Source organism: Pseudochrobactrum asaccharolyticum, from assembly GCF_003314995.1.
Lineage (GTDB): Bacteria > Pseudomonadota > Alphaproteobacteria > Rhizobiales > Rhizobiaceae > Pseudochrobactrum > Pseudochrobactrum asaccharolyticum.
The window spans coordinates 282159-297987 of record NZ_QNRH01000001.1; the positions used below are offsets into that span (position 1 = coordinate 282159).

Sequence of the window (15829 nt, forward strand, 5' to 3'; positions counted from 1 at the left end):
ATTAGGCTGGACGATAGAGACTATCCGGCATCGGGTCGCCATCTGTAACAATCAGTCCGCGAGATACCAGATCCTCCAGATGGGCAAAGACCGAAAGTCCCGCAGCGCCAAACAGGCGCGGATCAGTGTCACGATAGATTGCGGCAACCATCTGCGCGATAGTTTCATCTCCCTGCATCACGCGCTCGAGCACTGCCCGTTCACGCATCTTACGATGTGTTTTCAAGCCGCGCAGAAAACGGTGCGGCTTGGCAATCGGTGCGCCATGCCCCGGAAAATACAGCACATCCTTGCGCTTGAGCAGCTTTTCCAATGATTGCATATAGGCACTCATCGAGCCATCCGGCGGGGCGACAATGGTGGTTGCCCATGCCATAACATGATCGGCAGAGAACAGAATACCGCGATCATTCAGAGCAAAACATGCATGATTGGCCATATGTCCCGGTGTGTGGATTACTTCCACAGACCAGTCAGTATTGCTGAAAATCTCACCGTCTTTGGCGCAAATATCCGGTGTAAAATCTGTGTCCGTACTGGCGTCCAGTGCATTGCTCTCGCCATCAAACAACGGGCGGGCAGACTGATGCGGGCCTTGTGCCACAATGATCGCACCGGTCTCGCGCTTTAGCCTTGCCGCCAGCGGGGAATGATCGCGATGGGTGTGGCTGACAAAAATATGACTGACCGGTCTGCCCGCAATGGTACGCAGCAAAGTTTCGAGATGCGCTTCATCTTCAGGTCCCGGATCAATAATGCCGAGCTGGTCTTTGCCGATAATATAGCTGTTGGTGCCAAAACCGGTAAAAGCATTGGCATTGTTCACGGTAACGCGCAGAATATCCGGTGCAACCTCTACCGCTTCACCATAGGCCGGATCAAATTGCGTATCGAATTTCAGAGACATCAAAGAGACTTTCCGGCAGGCATCACGATAATAACACAGTGTCTATAAAGGCTTTTCGGCGACTTGTCCCGTTTATCCACTCGATATATTATAATTGACAATTATCGTTAAAATTGTCGACAATTTTAGATTGACAAAAGAGCGGAAGTTTTATCAATCTGCGCAAAGAGAATTGGGGAGCAGAACATGCAAAAATGTGGTGATCGGGAATTTATCGGTTATGGCCGTCATACGCCGGATCCGCGCTGGCCGAACGGCGCGCAGATCGCGGTGCAATTTGTGGTCAATTATGAAGAGGGCGGCGAGAGTTGCATTCTCGACGGGGATGCCGGTTCCGAATGCCTGCTCTCCGAAATTGTCGGCGCGCAAAGCTGGCCGAAACAGCGCAACCAGAATATGGAATCGATCTACGAGTACGGCGCACGCTCCGGTTTCTGGCGGTTGTGGCGCATGTTCACCAAGCGCAATATGGATGTGACGGTCTATGGCGTGACCAAAGCGATGGAGCGCAATCCGGAAGCCGTTGCGGCGATGAAAGAGGCAGGTTGGGAGATCGCCAGTCATGGTCTGCGCTGGCTGGAATATAAAGATTTCACAGAAGAAGAAGAACGCCGTCATATTCAGGAAGCGGTGCGTCTGCACACAGAACTGACCGGCGAACGACCTTACGGTATTTATCAGGGTAAACCATCCGACAATACATTGCGGCTGGTGATGGAAGAGGGCGGTTTTGTCTATTCCGCCGATTCCTATGCCGATGAACTGCCTTACTGGATTGAAGGGCCAAAAGGCCCGCATCTGATCGTGCCATATACGCTCGACACCAATGATATGCGCTTTGCGACACCGCAGGGTTTTAATGCCGGTGATCAGTTTTTCAATTATCTGAAAGACACCTTTGATGTGCTCTACCGCGAAGGCGCGGAAGGTGCGCCGAAGATGATGTCTGTCGGTCTGCACTGCCGCCTTGTTGGCCGTCCGGGTCGTGCTGCAGCACTGGAGCGCTTTCTGGATTATGTGCAGTCCCATAACAAAGTCTGGGTTGCCAAGCGTATTGATATTGCCCGCCATTGGCATGAACATCATAAACCGGCAGGGCAATAATCATGGAACTGATCAATTTGCCGGTACGGGCTTTGACGCCGGAAAATTTTGCACCTTTCGGGGATATTATCGAGACAGGTCTGGGCGAGGTTAAACTCATTAACTGGGACATTACCGAGCGTCATCATGCATTGGCCACTGCCGATGTTATTGGCGAAGAGCCTCAGGTTTTGATCAATATCTTCCGTAGCAAGCCGTGGGAATTACCGCTGACCATTAAAATGGTTGAGCGGCATCCGCTTGGTTCGCAGGCCTTTATGCCGCTGAACGGACGCGATTATCTGGTTGTGGTTGCAGAAGATAATAATGGTGTTCCGCATGCGCCGGTGGCATTTCTGGCGCGGGGCAATCAGGGTGTGAATTATCATCGCAATGTCTGGCATCACCCGTTGCTGGCACTGGACGAAACTTCAGATTTTCTGGTGGTGGATCGCGGCGGTGCGGGCAATAATCTGGAGGAATATTACTTTCCGCAGCAAAATTTCACGATTTCTGACAGGAGTATTTGACCATCCGGTCAGATGCAGAAAGCAGATATAGTTTAAAAGCGGCATGGAAAGCGCCGGAAATGTCGCTTTAAAACGCATCTCAAAGCTAATTTGCCGCATTTATCACTGCACATCTTGACGACCATTCAGAGGCGTAACAATCTGGTTCTATGACACAGATGATCCGTTTCTTTCTGAATGGTCACCGGCAGGATGTTCAGGTCCGGCCAGATACAACGGTTCTGGAGTGGTTGCGCGGGGAGGCGCGGCTCAAGGGAACGAAGGAAGGCTGTGCCGAGGGGGATTGCGGGGCGTGCTCCGTGTTAATCGGCACAGATATGGACGCGATTGCGCAGGCTGACACTGCGTCGGGTGCAACAGAATCCACTGAGACCGACGGAGCGTTTCGCTACCGCGCTGTTAACAGCTGTATCCTGACAATGGGACAGCTGGACGGCAAAGCTTTGGTCACTGTCGAGGGGCTGAAAACCACACAACTCCATCCTGTGCAGGCGGCAATGGCCGAAAACGGTTCGTCGCAATGTGGTTTCTGCACACCGGGCATTGTGATGTCGCTGAGCGGGTTGGCTGCCGATTGTGCCAGCACCGACACCAAAGTCGACGATCAGCTGATCCATGATACGCTGGCAGGTAATCTCTGCCGTTGCACGGGTTATCGCCCGATTGTCGAAGCCGCACGCAAGGTGATTGCAGAAGGCGGCGCACCGGTAGCACAGCCGCTTTCCGGTTCTTTGCAGGACATCCGCCCGCAATCGGGTTTCAGCCATAATGGCTCAACCTATCATCAGCCGCAGACACTTAAAGAACTGGTGGAGCTGCGCGCGCAATATCCGCAGAGCCTGCTGCTGGCTGGCGGAACTGATCTTGGCGTGGCGCTGGCCGATTATCATAGCGACTGGAATGAAGTGATCTCGACAGCGCATGTGCGCGAGTTGCGTGAGATTCGTGAGGATGCAGCATCTTTCCGTTTCGGTGCTGCGGTTACATGGGCAGAGGTGCTGAGAGCAATTGGCAATCAGTATCCGTCCCTGACTGTTTTACTGCGCCGTTTCGGCTCTGTGCAAATCCGCAATCAAGGCACAATCGGCGGCAATATTGGTACTGCCAGCCCGATCGGGGACGGACCGCCAGCGCTGATTGGTCTTGGCGCTGAGATTGAACTGGCTGGTGCTCATGGTAGTCGCATATTGCCGTTGGAAGATTTTTTCCTCGATTACCGCAAAACAGAATTGCGTGAGGGGGAGGTGATTGCCTCCGTCACGCTTCCGAAGCTGACTGCGACGCAGGATTACCGTGTTTATAAAATTTCCAAACGCTACGATCAGGATATTTCCACTGTTTGCGGTGCATTCCGTGTGACGCGGGAAAACGGAATTGTAGCAGATGCGCGTATCGCTTTTGGCGGTATGGCAGCAATACCAAAACGGGTGAAAAGTGCGGAACAGGCGCTGACCGGTAAGGCGCTGGACGGAGCTGCGGTTGCGGCCTGTGCAGCGTCAATTGCTAAAGAACTTAATCCTTTAAGTGACTGGCGCGGCAGTGCTGAATATCGCCTGATGGTGGCGCAAAATCTGGTGGAGCGTTTGCATCATGATCTGGCCGGTGAAGTGGTGGAGGTAATGGCACTATGATCGCACTTAACCAGCCTTTTCCAACATCGGATAATATCGAAAAAGTCGAGCGCAGCATCATCGGTCATGGCGTTGTGCATGATTCCGCAAGCCGCCATGTGGCCGGAGCGGCGACCTATATTGATGATATGCCGGAATTACCGGATACACTCCATGCGGCTTTTATATTGTCGCCGGTTGCTCATGGCCGGCTGAAAGGTATGGATGCCAGTGAAGCTTTGGCGCAGGCTGGTGTCGTTGGTATCTGGGATGTGCATGATATTCCGGGCATCAATGATGTTTCGCCCGGATTGCCCGGTGAGCCGCTTTTTGCTGAGGAACTGCTCGATCATCAGGGGCGGGCAATCGCAGTGATTGCCGCCACTAGTTTTGAGGCTGCCTATAAGGCTGCAAAGCTGGTGAAGCTGGATATTGAAGAACTGCCGCCGGTGCTGGATGTGGAAGAAGCACATCGGCAAAAGAGCTATGTGATCCCGAAACAGGTGGTACAACAGGGCGATGCCAAAACCGCTATTGCCAATGCGGAGCATCAGTTTTCCGGCCGTCTTTCGATGGGCGGACAGGATCATTTCTACCTCGAAACCCATATTGCCTATACCATTCCGGGTGAAAACTGGCCGCAGGAAAACGGCGACATGCTGGTGCATTCCTCAACACAGCATCCGAGCGAAGTGCAGCATCATGTGGCGCATGTGTTGGGACTCCACGCCCATGCGGTGGAATGTCAGGTGCGGCGTATGGGCGGCGGATTTGGCGGTAAGGAAAGTCAGGCAACGATTATTGCCTGTGCGGCCGCGCTGGTTGCCGCCAAGACCGGACGCCCGTGTAAAATGCGCCTCAAACGCCGCGATGATATGATCGCCACCGGTAAGCGTCATGATTTTGTGGTGCATTGGCAGGCCGGAACCGACAGTCGCGGACGTATCAAGGGGCTGGATATCGAGTTTCTTGCCCGCGCCGGAAACCTGCCGGATCTCACAGGGCCGGTGATTGCCCGCGCGCTGACCCATGCGGATAATTCTTACTTCATTGAACATGCACATTTCATTGGTCATGCCTGCAAAACCAATACCGTGTCTAACACAGCATTTCGCGGCTTTGGCGGGCCGCAGGGCATTATCGCGATTGAAACGATTGTCGATACGATTGCCCGCGAGCTGAAACTTGATCCTAATCAGCTGCGCGCCGTCAATTATTACGGTGACGAGACCGGTGATGAAACGCCCTATGGCCAGAAGGTTGAAGACAACCGGCTGGTACAGGTGACAGAAACGCTGCTCAACAGCAGCGAGTGGCAAAAACGGCGTGCGGAGATTGATGCCTATAATGCTGGGAATCCGCTGATCCGCCGCGGACTGGCGATGATGCCGGTGAAGTTTGGTATCTCGTTCAATCTCACGGCACTCAATCAGGCCGGTGCACTGGTGCATGTCTATCAGGATGGTTCGGTTTTCCTGAACCATGGCGGCACGGAGATGGGGCAGGGGCTGTTTGTCAAAGTCGCACAGGTTGTGGCTGAAGTGTTCCAGATCGATCTGGACATGGTGCGCATCTCGGCGACAGCCACCGGCAAAGTGCCGAACACCTCTGCAACGGCAGCTTCAACCGGTTCGGATCTCAATGGTATGGCAGCCTTTAAAGCCGCTATGGCAATTAAGGGGCGGATGGCGAAGGTCGCTGCAGAGCATTACAACACAGAAGAGAGCGAGATCATTTTCCGTGGTAACCGTGTCTATGCGGGCAATGAATCGTTGTCTTTTGGTGAGCTTGCCAAGCTGACATGGTCAAAACGCGTGCAGCTCTCCGAGGCTGCCCATTATGCGACGCCGAAAATCCACTGGGACGGCAAGACGATGCGCGGCCGCCCGTTCTTTTATTTCACCTATGGTGCGGCTGTTGCCGAAGTAGCAGTGGATACGCTGACCGGCGAAACGCGCTGCCTGAGGGCGGATATTTTGCAGGATGTCGGTTTTCCGCTTAATCCGGCGATTGATCTCGGCCAGATTGAAGGTGCTTTCGTGCAGGGCATGGGTTGGGTCACTTGCGAAGAACTTTGGTGGGACAAGGCGGGACGATTACGCACCGCTGGCCCTTCGACCTATAAAATTCCGGGTTCGCGCGATGTGCCTGAAATTTTTAATGTACGGATATTGGAAAATGCACCGAACCGCGAGGAAACGGTATTCCGTTCCAAAGCGATTGGCGAGCCGCCGCTGATGCTTGGTATTTCCGTCTGGCTGGCAATCCGTGATGCGATTGCTTCGATTGCGGATCATCAATTCTCGCCGGAACTGGATGCACCGGCCACGCCGGAAACCGTGCTGAAATCGATCATGAAACTGCGCCGGCGGCAAATGCAGGGTGAAGCTTGAAATGAATTTGCAGGAATTGAATAGTCTGCCTGAGGCAGGTTTTATCTCTGTGCTGGGCGGTATTTTCGAGCATTCCCCTTGGGTGGCAGAAGCTGTGGCCGGAGACAGGCCGTTTATTTCTGTTTCTGCCCTGCATCAGGCAATGGTGCAGGCGGTTGAAAAAGCCGGTGTGGCCAGGCAGTTGACGCTGATCCGGGCGCATCCTGATCTGGCAGGCAAGGCTGCACGTGCAGGTAACCTGACTGACGCTTCAACCAGTGAGCAAAAAGGTGCGGGTCTCGACCGGCTGGATGATGCGGAATATGAGCGGTTTCATCGCCTGAATGATGCTTATAAGCAGCGCTTTGACTTTCCTTTTATTCTCGCAGTGCGTGGTTTTGACGGTAAAGGGCATGATAAACATTCCATCTTGGCCAGTTTTGAAACACGTCTGAAAAATACGCCTGAGCAGGAGACTTCTGAAGCACTGCGGCAGATTGCGCGTATCGCTGAGCTGCGGCTGGGGGATATGCTCGGTTAGTAAAATGTAGATGCAGCAGAAAAGGTATGGTTATGGCAAAACTCTCAACCCATGTTCTCGATACTGCGCATGGCAAACCTGCTGCCGCAATGCGCCTTGAATTCTATCGGGTTAAAGGCAGTGGTGAGCTGGAGCTGTTAAAGCGTACAACCACCAATCTGGACGGACGTACGGATGAGCCGTTGTTGAGTGACACGGATATGCAAATCGGTACTTATGAAATTCAGTTTCATGTTGCCGAGTATTTTGATTCACAAGGGGCTTATATGGCCAAGCCGCCGTTTCTGGATCTGATCCCGATCCGCTTTTCCATCGCGAATGAGAGCGCAAATTACCACGTGCCATTGCTTGTCAGCCCGTGGGCTTATTCGACCTATCGCGGCAGTTAAACTGCAAGCGGGCTAAATCTATCCCCGTCTTTGATTTCATCCATAGACTTTTCCCGTTCATGAACAACGGGAAAAGCACGATATGGAAACAACACCCAATCTGAAAATGCCTTATATCCTGCCCAGTCAGGCGCAGAAACACGTGACTCATAATGAGGCGCTGCGCTATCTTGATGCGCTTTTGCATCTCTCTGTCACAAGCAGGCAATATACGTCACCACCAGTGAATACTCAGGAAGGTGAGCGCTATCTGGTACCTGCTGGTGCTGCGGATTCGTGGCAGAGGCAGGACGGAAATATTGCGGCCTTCATGGATGGTGAGTGGTTCTTCTTTACGCCCCTGTGCGGGTGGACGATGTATGTTGCAGATGAAAATGTACTGCTGCTTTATAATGGGGCGCAGTGGCAGTCACTGGTCAATCCGCAGCCGATGGTTGGTGTCAATACAGAGGCTGACAGCTATAATCGTTTCGCAGTGGCATCTGACGCAGTCTTGCTGACTCATAGCGGTGCAGGACATCAGCTGAAAATCAATAAAAACCAGAGCGATAATACTGCTTCATTACTGTTTCAGAGTGGTTGGACAGGTTATGCAGAGATGGGCTTGGCGGGGGAGAATAACTTTAGCATCAAAGTCGCTGATGATGCCGGACAGTGGCGGCAGGCATTACGCATTGACCGCGTGAATGGAAATATCGCAATAGGCTCAGTCTGGCCGACAGCCGCTTTGCATGTGGACGGTGCATTGCGGCTCAAAAATTACGAGGCTTCAGCGCTACCTGATGCTGTGCAAAGCGGAGCAGGGGCAATGGCTTTTGTTAAAGCGGGGCAGGGCATTAAACCGGCTTTTAGTGATGGAGTGCAATGGCGCTGGATGCAGGATAGTCAGCCCGTTGGGACGTGATACCGATCGCTTTGATCTTTTCGCTGCAACAGGTTGATTGATACCATGCAGCGAAAAGAATTTGCGTGATAAGCAGGCAGAAATATTGCGCATAAATGTATTTTTCAGTGCCATAATCAGTGCAGTACCGCGAAAACGCGAAATTGACTGTCTTAGCTTTGATTTAAAATGTGAAAATCTGATTTCAGTGGATTGCACAATGAAATTCTTGAGGCTATAAGCCGATCACCGCCACGGAATCTCTCCGTGATTTGTTTTGGGGCGTAGCCAAGCGGTAAGGCACCGGTTTTTGGTACCGGCATTCCCTGGTTCGAATCCAGGCGCCCCAGCCATCTTTCTCACCGAAATATTTTTCTGTTTTTCTTCAGTAAAAGAAGCTTTGTATTTAAGCATACTCGTGTTTGGCCGAGATTAATTTTTTACCTGAGACAGATTCAAAATGTCGCTTTTTATATAGCTCTGTGATAGATCAACTGTGCTTCTATAATGCTACGCGGCATTACGATAGATATTAAAATATTTGCTTATATAGAAATATAGCTGAGTGGATGACCTTAATTCAGGTTTTTCTTCTTTGCCGAAAATGCTCAGAGATATTATCTGCCCAAGCGGGATTTTCGTTTGTCGACAAAAGGGTTTTATCGTCGATGATCATTCAATACATTACGAATATTGATCCAAACTCACTATTTATTGTTAATGCAATTTCTCTTGCAGCATTTTCGATCGCGTTTTTTTGCATCTGGATGAAACAGCGTGACAGAGTTTATTGGTTATATTGGGTCGCTGCTAACTTTATTTTGTCGCTTGGTTTTACGGCATTTGTAATTATTGACCGTACGCAGATGATGCAGTTGATTATTGTCAACGGCTTTATGGTTATGGGCATTGCGCTGCGTTGGCAGGCGTTGCGAAGCTTCTTTTATCGTAAGAACTACATTGAAGTTAATATCGTCATCTTGCTGGTTTTACTGGTTCCTTATTCACTCTCTTCCTATGTCAGCAACAGTTTTATCTTCGGTTTTGTTAATCTGCTGTTCTTTATCGAGATTGTTTTAGTTCTCCGAGAGTTGATCCGGCCCAATGGAGAGGTGCTGCCTTCCCGCTGGGGGCTGGTTATTGCTTATAGTATTGTCGGTGTCGGGTTTCTCGTACGCGTAGGGCAGGGATGGATTGCCGGCCCGCAAAATATGACCCTGCTGCCAAATGACGGGCTATTGACAGTTTTACTGTTGACGATCTCCGTGCATATTGTGGCCAGCGGTGCTTTTGCGATTTCACTCGCCTATGAGCGCGGCATTTCCGAGCTGAAACAAATGACACTGCTCGATCCGCTGACAGAGTTGTATAATCGCCGAGCATTCGAACTTGCTTTGGCCGGACAGAAGCCTGATCTGGAATCGCTGACTTTAATTTTGCTGGATATTGATCATTTTAAACGTGTGAATGATGTTTACGGGCATGAGGCGGGTGATGTCGCATTAAAACGCTGTGCGAATATTCTGACAACTGTCTTTCGTAAGAAAGACGTGGTGGCACGTATTGGTGGTGAGGAATTTGCTGTGATTCTTCCGGATACGACTCTCAATGAAGCTTACGATTTTGCAGAACGTGCCCGTAAGGCTGTCGAAGATGATGCCTTTGAGCATGGCAGTAATATTGTGCGTCTGACAATCAGTGCGGGTGTATGCCAGACTGTCGCCGGTGTCACTTCCCTGTCGGATATTACAAAGAAAGCTGATGTCAGTCTGTATATGGCAAAAAACAAAGGCCGTAACAGAGTTGAAATATTTGCTGCATAAATGTGATTATTATGTGCGCTATTATATATTTTCCTTTTGTTTTGATTTTTTACCTCTAAATTAGCTTGAGTAAAATCGTGGAGGAAAAAGTGCGTAACGGTGTAGTAGTGGAGAACAGAAAAATGTATTTCCCGCGTACAAATTTACGGGAAATGGTGTCTGTTTCTGTGAAATTTCTGTCTGTTCCATTACTTTTTCTGATTGGATTGCTTGCCACATCTCCCGCTTTGGCCGCGCTTTGTACTGACAGTTCTTTAATCACGCAGGATCAGGCTTTAAAACGGCAACTGGCTGCTGTGAGAAATCTGGAACGTACCCGTAAATGTACTGCGGAAAATTCCCAGGGCGGTTTTTTTAATGCCTGCCGCGATCTGGCTCAGCGCCGCGGGGATATCCAGTCAAAACTACAAACGAATTCTGCAGCACTGGCAAGATGCAGCGGGGCAAGCGCTACGACGACCGCAACGACGCAAAAGCGCACCGCAAAAACACCGCCATCGGTGAATATAAAGAAAACAGATGCGATTGCTACTGGTGCGCCAAATCAGTTCTTGGGCAAATATTCAGGAACGCCGCTGCTGTTCTGTGTGCGCCTATCTGACGGATATTATTTCCCTGCACCGCACTCACAATATGCGAGAAGCGATCAGATTAAAGAGACACTCGCACAATGCAGTTTTATTTGTGAAACGCAGGATGTGAATCTTTATGTTCTGAATGATCCGGCTGCTGAAACCGCGGGTATGCTCTCTGTAGATAAGCGCGAAACTTACGGAAATCTGCCGACAGCTTATCGCTATCAGTCCGATCGCAATTTCAGTAAATGCAATTGGGACAGATATAATTCCTATATCCAGCAGGTGAAGTTCAGTCGCGAAAAGCCTAAGAAAATCAAGACAGGCGCATCTTCAAAAACTGCATCCGCGCAAGTTGAAACTGTTGTTGATGAAACCCTAGCTGAAGCCGCTCCGGAAAGAGATCTTACGGAAGAGCTGTCTGACCGGAATGTGCGTATTATTGGTCCTGAATTTTTGCAGCAGGGCAATGATAAGCTGATTAATTTTGATACTGAAAAGCAGCATACAGATGCCGGACTTAAAACGGAAAAAAGTATAGAATAAATACGCATATACAGTTTGCGACATAGCGGCCGTCCTGTCCAAGACAGTGACGGTCGCTATATTTTTATAAATGTAAGTTTTATTACATTCTTGCTAAATGCGCTGTTTTTTGGCGCAAACGGACATGCGCCTGATAAAATCCACAGGCAAGATTTTCAAACTATGTTGATGAAGGCGGCTTTTGATCCGTCTCTGTTTTTACATACTATCTCTGCGTTTTTTCGGATGGCTTGACTTTCAGGCACCCTGAAAATGCGGGGTATTACAGAAAATATAGCGCTTTATCTGTTTCGCTGAGGAATGCAGATGGCGCAATATGATGGCCGCAATACCGGTGCAGAAATTGCTTTCTGCGGCTGCGGGTTCTGACATGCTTTCAAAAATTCGCATTGATATCTGCTGTTAATTCATCATTATGTGTGGGAACTTTATAAAAACTCAAACAAAATTCACAGGATGGGGGCTTACATATGCGCAAAACTTATCTGAAGACCTTGGGTGCTCTGGCCGCAACTTTGATGGCCGGTTCAGCGCTCGCTGAAACACTGACCGTTTATACCGTATACGAAGAAGACGAAGCGGCTGCGTTTCTGGCAGAAGCGAAGAAGGCACTGCCTGATCTCGATATTAATATGTTGCGCCTCTCCAATGGTGATCTTGTTGCGCGTATTATTGCTGAACAGGCGAACCCTCAGCACGACGTGCTCTGGGGTGTTGCGGTAACATCGCTGTTCAATCCTGATATTATCAAAACGCTTGAGCCTTATAAGCCTGCAAATATTGATGCCGTTCCTGCACAGTTCCGCGATAAGGAAGATCGCTGGTTCGCGGTAACCGGTTATATGGCTGCCTTCTGCGTGAATAATGAACGCCTGAAAGCCAAGGGTCTGACCATGCCGAAATCATGGGCTGATCTGACCGATCCGTCTTTTAAGGGGGAAGTGGTTATGCCGAACCCTGCGTCTTCCGGAACCGGCTATATCCAGATCGACTCGCTGATCCAGCAGATGGGCAACGAGAAGGGCTGGGCTTTCCTTGATAGTCTCGACAAAAATGTCGCGCAATATATCAAGTCCGGTTCCAAGCCATGTAACGTCGCTTCGATGGGCGAATATACTGTTGGTGCGTCTTTTGAACTGCGTGCTATCAAAAATATTGCTGAAGGTTACCCGATCACGATGGTGATCCCGTCGGAAGGTGCCGGTAACGAGCTGGAAGCCAATGCGCTGGTTTCAACATCTAAGAACAAAGATGCCGCCAAGCGCTTTCTGGACTGGACTGTGAGCAAGCAGGCTGCTGACGAATATTACAAGTGGAAAGCTATTGTAACAATTCCGGGCGGTGAAATGCCGGAGAAGTTCAAAGCTGCCGGTCTGCCTGAAGATGTGTCTAAAGTTATGTATCCGCTTGATTTCAAAGCGGCTGCTGATGAGCGTTCAACGATCATCGACACATGGCAGAAAAAATACGAGCGTTAAAATGAATGAGACCGGATTGCTGGGAAGCCAATCCGGTCTCGCTTTATGTGCTTAAATTTATTGCAGTCTGAAACGGGACTGCCAAAAATGAACAATAACAGGGAACGCACAGTGTTGTGACACCGTGCATACAAAACAGCAGTCGGAGCAAGACGATAACCACTATGCGAGTCTTTCGCAGGCGATTTTTGTTGTCGTCCGGTTTGCACAAAACTGCATGAAATCAAAGAAGTGAGGATGACCGGCCTGTTTCATGCGGGGCGGGCTATATTCTCATCAAAACAAAATACCAAAGGATGTATACCAATGGATTTGAATATTCAGAACGTCGTCAAGAAATATGGCTCAGTCAAAGCTCTCGATAATGTCTCTCTGAATATTCCGCACGGCTCTCTGGTGTGTTTTCTCGGACCTTCCGGCTGCGGAAAAACCACCTTATTGCGTTCAGTCGCCGGGCTTGAAGACATTGATTCCGGCAAGATCATGCTGGGCGATGCTGATCTGTCCCATACTCCGGCGCGTTCACGTAATTTCGGCGTGGTGTTTCAGTCCTATTCGCTGTTCCCGCATATGACTGCGTCTCGTAATATTGCCTATGGTCTGGAATGCCGGAACTGGACAAAAGCGCAAATCGCAACACGCGTGCGTGAAATGCTGAATCTGGTGCATCTGGACAGTCAGGCAGAGAAACTGCCGGCACAAATGTCCGGTGGCCAGCAGCAGCGTATCGCGATTGCACGCGCTTTGGCACCTAATCCGTCACTGTTATTGTTGGATGAACCACTCTCGGCGCTGGATGCGAAAGTGCGTGAAGAACTGCGCAATGAAATCCGTGCGCTGCAAAAGCGCGTTGGCATTACCACTATCATGGTGACGCATGATCAGGAAGAAGCGCTGGCCATGGCGGATGTGATTGTGGTGATGAAGGACGGTCATATTGAACAGACCGGAACACCGCAAATGCTGTATCAGCAGCCGCAAACCAGCTTCGTAGCCGACTTCATCGGACGTATGAATATTCTGCCGGTTGATAAAGTCGCTGATGGTGAGCTGCATTTTGCCGATAAAGTTCTGAAACTCGATCAGCTGAATAACTGCCATACAGGGCAGATCAGCAAAGTGGGCATCCGGCCGGAATCCATCAATCTGCTACCGGCATCACAGTCTGTTGCGGATGATAATTATTTCCCTGCCACCATTCGCAGCCAGATTTATCTGGGGCATATATCGCGGCTGGAAGTGGTGCCGGATAAGAGACCGGATATTAAAATTCATGTAGAGATGCATGGTGCTGCCAATAAAAACGGCGTGCTGCCGCAGACCGGTGAAGCGGTGACCGTTCATCTGCCAGCCGAAGCGCTGCGGGTGTTGTCATGAGTAGCGCCGGTGTCTCTGTGTCCGCGACGACCGGCGCCGGTTTGAAGCGCGGTCTGTTCAGCGATAATTTTATGTCATGGGCTGTCACCATTGGTGTCACAGCACTGATCCTGATCTTTCTGGTTATGCCGCTCTGGGCCATTCTCGTACTTGGTTTCAGCACACCGGCAGGTTTTGGTCTCGGCAACTTTATCAGCACATTCACAGCCGCCCGCTTTTGGACATTGGTGCTCAACAGTCTGGGCATGGCGCTGACCTGTACAATCCTCGTCACCAGCATGGCCTATGCCTATGCCTATACACTGCAACGGGCGCATGTTCCGTTCAAATCCTTGTTGCGCATGGCAGCGCTGATCCCGCTTTTTGCACCATCACTTGTGCAGGCGCAGGGGCTGGTTCTGCTGCTCGGACGCAATGGTATCCTCAACCGCTGGATGGGAATGGATATTGATATTTATGGCTTCTGGGGTGTGGTGATTGCCAATGCGCTTTATGCCTTTCCTTATGCCTTTCTGATCCTCTCGGCAGCCTTAGCGGTAAGCGATGCACGTCTGCATGAAAGTGCGGAAGTCTTGGGAGCTGGGCCTTGGCGCATTTTCCGTACGCAGACTTTGCCTGCCACGCGCTATGGTCTGGCGGCAGCCTGTTTCGTGGTATTCAATCTGGTGCTGACGGATTTCGGTAATCCGATGGTGATCGGTGGCGATTTCAATGTGCTGGCGACCGAAGTGTATAATCAGGTTATCGGGCAGGCGCAGTTTGGGCTTGGCGCGGTTATCGGGATTGTGCTGTTGCTGCCAGCGATTTTTGCCAAGATTGTTGAGAAACGCCTGACCAAACAGCAACAGGCGCTGCTTACCTCGCAAGCGCGACCGATGGTTGTCCGTCCGTCCCGCAAACGTGATTTGTTCTTGGGTATCTATGCCTATGTTATTCTGGCTTTGATCCTGAGTGTTATTCTGGTTGTGGTTCTGGCGAGTTTTGTCAAACTGTGGCCATATAATATGACTTTCACGCTGCAGCATTATCAGTTCGATGTGCAGAACGGCACAGCACCTTTGTGGAACAGTGTGAAGATCAGTCTGGCAACAGCAGTATTGGGTGTAGCGATTGCCGGTATGACCGCGATTGCGGTGCAGAAGTTTAAAAATCCGCTGACCGGCCCGCTGGCATTTCTGGCTATTCTGCCATCTGCTGTGCCGGGGATGGTACTGGGGCTTGGCTATGTACTGGCTTTCAATAATCCGTCCAATCCGCTGCATTTTCTCTATGGCAGTTTTGCGCTGATTATCATTCTCAGTGTCTATTATAATCACGCCCATGCATTCCTGATTTCCTCAACCAGCCTGAAACAGATCAGCGGTTCTTTTGATGAGGCATCGACCATGCTGGGCGGCAGTGTGGTGACAACACTGCGTAAAGTAACACTGCCATTGCTCTGGCCGACATTGCTGGGCGTAGGGGTCTTGTTCTTCATGCGTACGATGGTGTCGCTGTCTGCGGTGATCTTTCTCACCACACCGTCAACACAGGTCGCATCAATCTCCGTGCTGCAATTGTCTGATCGCGGAGCGGTTAATCAGGCGGCAGCATTCTCGGTCTGTATCATGCTGATTGTGATTGCAGCCTTGCTGATCGTGCGCGGTATTCTCTGGGCATTCGGTGCCAAACACGTGACACTGATCCGCTAAATCAAAACAACGCAAACAAAAAAG

13 protein-coding genes and 1 tRNA gene are annotated in these 15829 nt (G+C 50.5%); 13 read left to right on the plus strand and 1 reads right to left on the minus strand.

Annotation, left to right across the window (positions count from 1 at the left end):
* Position 1 precedes the first annotated feature (1 nt).
* Positions 2-907, minus strand: a complete 906-nt coding sequence (locus DFR47_RS01235) for an MBL fold metallo-hydrolase (RefSeq protein ID WP_113942597.1) — start codon at positions 905-907, stop codon at positions 2-4.
* Positions 908-1093: 186 nt separating this feature from the next.
* Between DFR47_RS01235 and puuE the strand changes: the two genes are divergently transcribed.
* The 13 genes from puuE to DFR47_RS01300 all read left to right on the plus strand — a co-directional run bounded on the left by puuE (position 1094) and on the right by DFR47_RS01300 (position 15805).
* Positions 1094-2011: an allantoinase PuuE gene (puuE, locus tag DFR47_RS01240; protein WP_113942598.1), complete on the plus strand. Its 918-nt coding sequence runs from the start codon at positions 1094-1096 to the stop codon at positions 2009-2011.
* 2 nt (positions 2012-2013) lie between these two features.
* Positions 2014-2520 (plus strand): ureidoglycolate lyase, encoded by a 507-nt coding sequence (locus DFR47_RS01245; protein ID WP_113942599.1) that lies wholly within the window; start codon positions 2014-2016, stop codon positions 2518-2520.
* A gap of 149 nt (positions 2521-2669) precedes the next feature.
* Positions 2670-4151 (plus strand): xanthine dehydrogenase small subunit, encoded by a 1482-nt coding sequence (xdhA, locus tag DFR47_RS01250; RefSeq protein ID WP_113942600.1) that lies wholly within the window; start codon positions 2670-2672, stop codon positions 4149-4151.
* Positions 4148-6523, plus strand: coding sequence for a xanthine dehydrogenase molybdopterin binding subunit (gene xdhB / locus DFR47_RS01255; protein ID WP_113942601.1), 2376 nt, complete (start codon positions 4148-4150; stop codon positions 6521-6523). Before xdhA ends, xdhB begins: the two co-directional genes overlap by 4 nt.
* Before the next feature lies 1 nt (position 6524).
* Positions 6525-7043 (plus strand): 2-oxo-4-hydroxy-4-carboxy-5-ureidoimidazoline decarboxylase, encoded by a 519-nt coding sequence (gene uraD / locus DFR47_RS01260; protein WP_113942602.1) that lies wholly within the window; start codon positions 6525-6527, stop codon positions 7041-7043.
* Between the two features lie 32 nt (positions 7044-7075).
* Positions 7076-7432 carry a hydroxyisourate hydrolase gene (gene uraH / locus DFR47_RS01265; RefSeq protein ID WP_113943169.1) on the plus strand — a complete coding sequence of 119 codons (357 nt, stop codon included), beginning with the start codon at positions 7076-7078 and terminating at the stop codon, positions 7430-7432.
* A gap of 82 nt (positions 7433-7514) precedes the next feature.
* On the plus strand, positions 7515-8336 hold the full coding sequence (locus tag DFR47_RS01270; RefSeq protein ID WP_113942603.1) for a DUF2793 domain-containing protein: 822 nt from the start codon (positions 7515-7517) through the stop codon (positions 8334-8336).
* Between the two features lie 257 nt (positions 8337-8593).
* A tRNA-Gln gene (locus DFR47_RS01275) sits at positions 8594-8668 on the plus strand.
* A gap of 513 nt (positions 8669-9181) precedes the next feature.
* Entirely contained in the window at positions 9182-10138 is a 957-nt protein-coding gene (locus DFR47_RS01280; protein WP_210207241.1) for a GGDEF domain-containing protein, read from the plus strand.
* A gap of 89 nt (positions 10139-10227) precedes the next feature.
* A complete protein-coding gene (locus DFR47_RS01285; protein ID WP_147245467.1) occupies positions 10228-11259 on the plus strand; it encodes a DUF2865 domain-containing protein in 1032 nt (343 codons plus the stop codon).
* Positions 11260-11729: 470 nt separating this feature from the next.
* Positions 11730-12737: an ABC transporter substrate-binding protein gene (locus tag DFR47_RS01290; protein WP_113942606.1), complete on the plus strand. Its 1008-nt coding sequence runs from the start codon at positions 11730-11732 to the stop codon at positions 12735-12737.
* A 306-nt stretch (positions 12738-13043) separates the two neighbouring features.
* Positions 13044-14114: an ABC transporter ATP-binding protein gene (locus DFR47_RS01295; protein WP_113942607.1), complete on the plus strand. Its 1071-nt coding sequence runs from the start codon at positions 13044-13046 to the stop codon at positions 14112-14114.
* The gene (locus tag DFR47_RS01300) at positions 14111-15805 is read left to right on the plus strand and encodes an ABC transporter permease subunit (protein ID WP_113942608.1); all 1695 of its coding nucleotides are present in this window, start codon (positions 14111-14113) and stop codon (positions 15803-15805) included. Before DFR47_RS01295 ends, DFR47_RS01300 begins: the two co-directional genes overlap by 4 nt.
* Positions 15806-15829: the final 24 nt, after the last annotated feature.